This window comes from uncultured Gimesia sp. (assembly GCF_937919775.1).
GTDB lineage: Bacteria > Planctomycetota > Planctomycetia > Planctomycetales > Planctomycetaceae > Gimesia.
Map to the genome: position 1 here is coordinate 1 of NZ_CALFPF010000747.1, position 3271 is coordinate 3271.

The 3271-nt window shown below is 52.5% G+C and carries 2 protein-coding genes; one reads left to right on the plus strand and one right to left on the minus strand.

All coding sequences use genetic code 11. From position 1 onward, the window contains the following. Window positions 1–862: sulfatase-like hydrolase/transferase (locus Q0294_RS21190; RefSeq protein ID WP_299469431.1), on the plus strand; the 862-nt coding region annotated here is incomplete at its 5' end. 12 nt (window positions 863–874) lie between these two features. Here Q0294_RS21190 and Q0294_RS21195 read toward each other — a convergent pair. Next, on the minus strand, window positions 875–3271 hold a 2397-nt coding region (locus tag Q0294_RS21195), incomplete at its 5' end, for a malectin domain-containing carbohydrate-binding protein (protein WP_299469433.1).

The following is a 3271-nucleotide window of genomic DNA, read 5'->3' on the forward strand; positions in this document are numbered from 1 at the left end:
GTTTCAGCGGGAAGCAGTCCGTTTTTTGAAAGAGAATCATCAACAGCCGTTCTTTCTCTATCTGCCTTTCAACGCACCGCATGGCGCATCGAGCCTCGATCCCCGCATTCGCGGCGGTGCCCAGGCTCCCGAAAAATTTAAAAAGATGTACCCGCATTTGAAGGACGAACTCGTTACAAAGAAAAAGACGGGGCGTTATGAATTTCGCGAGACTCCCAAGGGCCCCGTAATCACACAAGGCGTTTCGGACAGCAAACGTCGTCTGGAATATGTCGCGTCCATCACCTGCATGGACGCTGCGATCGGCGAAGTATTGGACCTGCTCGACGAGTACAAAATCGCCGATAATACAATCGTGGTTTTCTTTTCCGATAACGGAGGCGGGGGAGGTTCTGACAACTCACCGCTCACTGGTAAAAAGGGAATGATGTTCGAAGGGGGAATTCGCGTTCCCTGTCTCGTGCGCTACCCAAAGAAAATCACAGGGGGAACGGTAAATGAAGGCCTGCTGACCTCGCTGGAGCTGGTTCCGACTTTCCTGAAAGCAGCAAACATTCCTTTGCCCGAAAACATTGTCATCGATGGTTACGACATGCTGCCGACTTTGATGGGGCAGGCTGAGTCTCCACGTCAAGAAATGTATTGGCAACGACAGGCTGATAAGGCCGCTCGTGTGGGAAACTGGAAGTGGGTGGAGTCTGCGAAAGGAAATGGCCTGTTTGATCTTTCCCAGGATGTGAGTGAAAAGCACGATCTTTCAAAAACCAATCCTGAAAAATTGCAGGAAATGAAAGCGCACTTTGCCAACTGGAAAAAAGAAATGTCAGAGGCAGAACCCCGCGGCCCCTTCCGCGATTTTTAGCCTGTATGCAAACTACGGTTTTGTAAGAAGCTGTTGTTTGTGGCTGGGAAGTTTGACCACGGAATCCAGTGGCAGACTGTTTTCAACCAGTTCCACTCCACAAATCAGAGGTTCCCCGGTGCTGGCTGTGAATGTTAAGTTCAGACTGCCATCAACGGGGATTTGAGAGAACTCGCGTACCAGGATCTTTTGATGCGAGTCTGTTTCCTGAAAAATATCCAGGTCCTGAATCAAGGGCGTTCCGTTGAGAGCAACGCTGAAGACACGTTTTTTCGGTGCAGAAAATTCCGGCTCCCGGAAATAGAGTCGCAGTGTGTAGTCGGCATGTTTCACATTTTTCAGCGTGATGTTTTCAACGCCGGTTATTCCGGAAGCACCCACCCAGGGCCAGCCACGACCGCCTTCGATCCACAGGGAATGTTGATAGAAGGGGCGAATCGAAGCTGGTTTGACGTCCAGAGCAAGTTCCGGCGAAGGACCTCCGAGACTGGGGACATCCAGCCAGAGTGTGCCTCGGTCTGTCATGCGATCGCCGGGAGCACCAAAGTTCAAACCGACCCGCTGAATTTCTTTCGCATCACTTTTGCCCCAGACCATCCATTGTTCGTGTGTTTCCGGCATCGAAATCAGAGAAAGTCCGACCGGCAAGGGGTAACTGCAGGTGCAACCCTGGAAATAATAGGGGACGTTTAACAGTCCGTTCGCGGGAACAATACTGTTAGTACAGCCGGAACGGGGGCCGCTGATATGGATCGTGCCGCTCTCCACGCGTTTATCATAAAAGGCAGCGGTTCCGGATCGCATGGTGTAGAGATAACTGTAATCAACGCCTCCATCGCAGCCATAACTTTTCGGAAACGCGCGGGGCTCCGTTTGCCCGGTTAAGGGATTGGTGCGTTCTCCAATTACCGGCGGCGCGGGGCTCCAGTCATTTTTTTGATAAGGGGGCCGGTATTGACTGGGTTGTTTTTGAGTTTGATCCAGCGTTGGTAATTCGGTGACCAATGACTTGGCCTGTTTTTCATCGAGTGTTCTGCCGGTGTAGACATCCGAGAATTGAGGGGCCAGCAGTTGATAGGGGGGACGAACGCCGGCCGGATAACCTTCCCAGTACTTGGAGTGTGAAATCATGACGCCGTCGACAAACATCGGTTGGGGAGCACGTTTGAAGTTGCCGACGCTGTCGTCATACCACAGTACGCCCACCGGTGCTTTAACCAGTTCATCCGGGCTCGACCAGCCGCCGGTATAATTAGATGAACCAGGGAGGGCACCTGCTTTTTCGATGACCGTATAACCATCCTGTCTTGAAATTCGTGCCTGGGATAAGCCCTTGAATTCCTCAGCCAGACTGGCGTGTATTTGGTCCGTGCACTTTAACAGCAGACTGCCTCCGTACGGTCTGAGAGACGGATACAGTTTCGAAACCAGCTGCGCGAAGGAATCGAAACCGGATGGTTGTGGCTCCTCAGCGATCATCAGTTGTGCGAAATAAGCCGGTAGCTCAATCTCTGCCAGAGAGCCGTTCAGAAAAGTAATTTCGGAGGCAGACCACCCGCGGTCATCATACAAACGGCGAAGCGTGCCGATCTGATTGACATCAGTATTGAGGGCCACGATCTGAACGTTTTTTTGCATGAGTAACTCGTTGATCAGTTTTTCGTCCGGAATTCCTGCGAGAAAAACATAACCGCCTGCAGTCACCGGGTCAGAAATTGCAGATGTTGTTGTGGCGGGAGGGGTTGCTTGAGATGCAACTTCCTGCGCGCGTTTCAACAGGGGCGAGACATAAGTTTGAACCGTTGTTTCGTCAGGGCCTAAGCAGTAGATACTTCCTTCGAGTGTGACGACGAACAATCTGTTTGATGCCAGCAGCAGACAGTGAATTGTTCCTGTCACTCCCGGAAATGAGTTTTCATAAGTGAGTTGTTTATCCCCGGTCTGAATCTGCTGACGCAGGCCCCGTTTTCCGTCGGGACCATAATTTTGTCCGTTTTCATGCCGGGCGGAATTGACGTCCCGATCAAACAGCAGTTCTGTTTTTACGAGTTCGGTTTCGCCGCGTCGCGCGGCTTTGCCTGCCGTGGTAAACCACCCGCCTGGTGTGCGGCCCGGTTTGGGGAGCTGGAACTCGATCAGTTCGCCGGTCTGTTTATTCAACCGGGCAGGGAACGCCGTGCCGCAGGGGACGATCAGTTCCTCTTCCGCAATCAGCAGATAGCCCTGAGGTGTGACGCCGCCGAAGGCCTCCGCCGCATGGGGATGTTGTCCGTAAATAAACCCCAGACGATCATTGACCCACCGCTGTTCTCTGGTCTCAGCATTCAGAGCATAGATAAACACGCCTTCAAAAGGCCAGACACCGGCTGCAAAATAGACCGTATCATTCTCAACCACCGGACCGCCGCG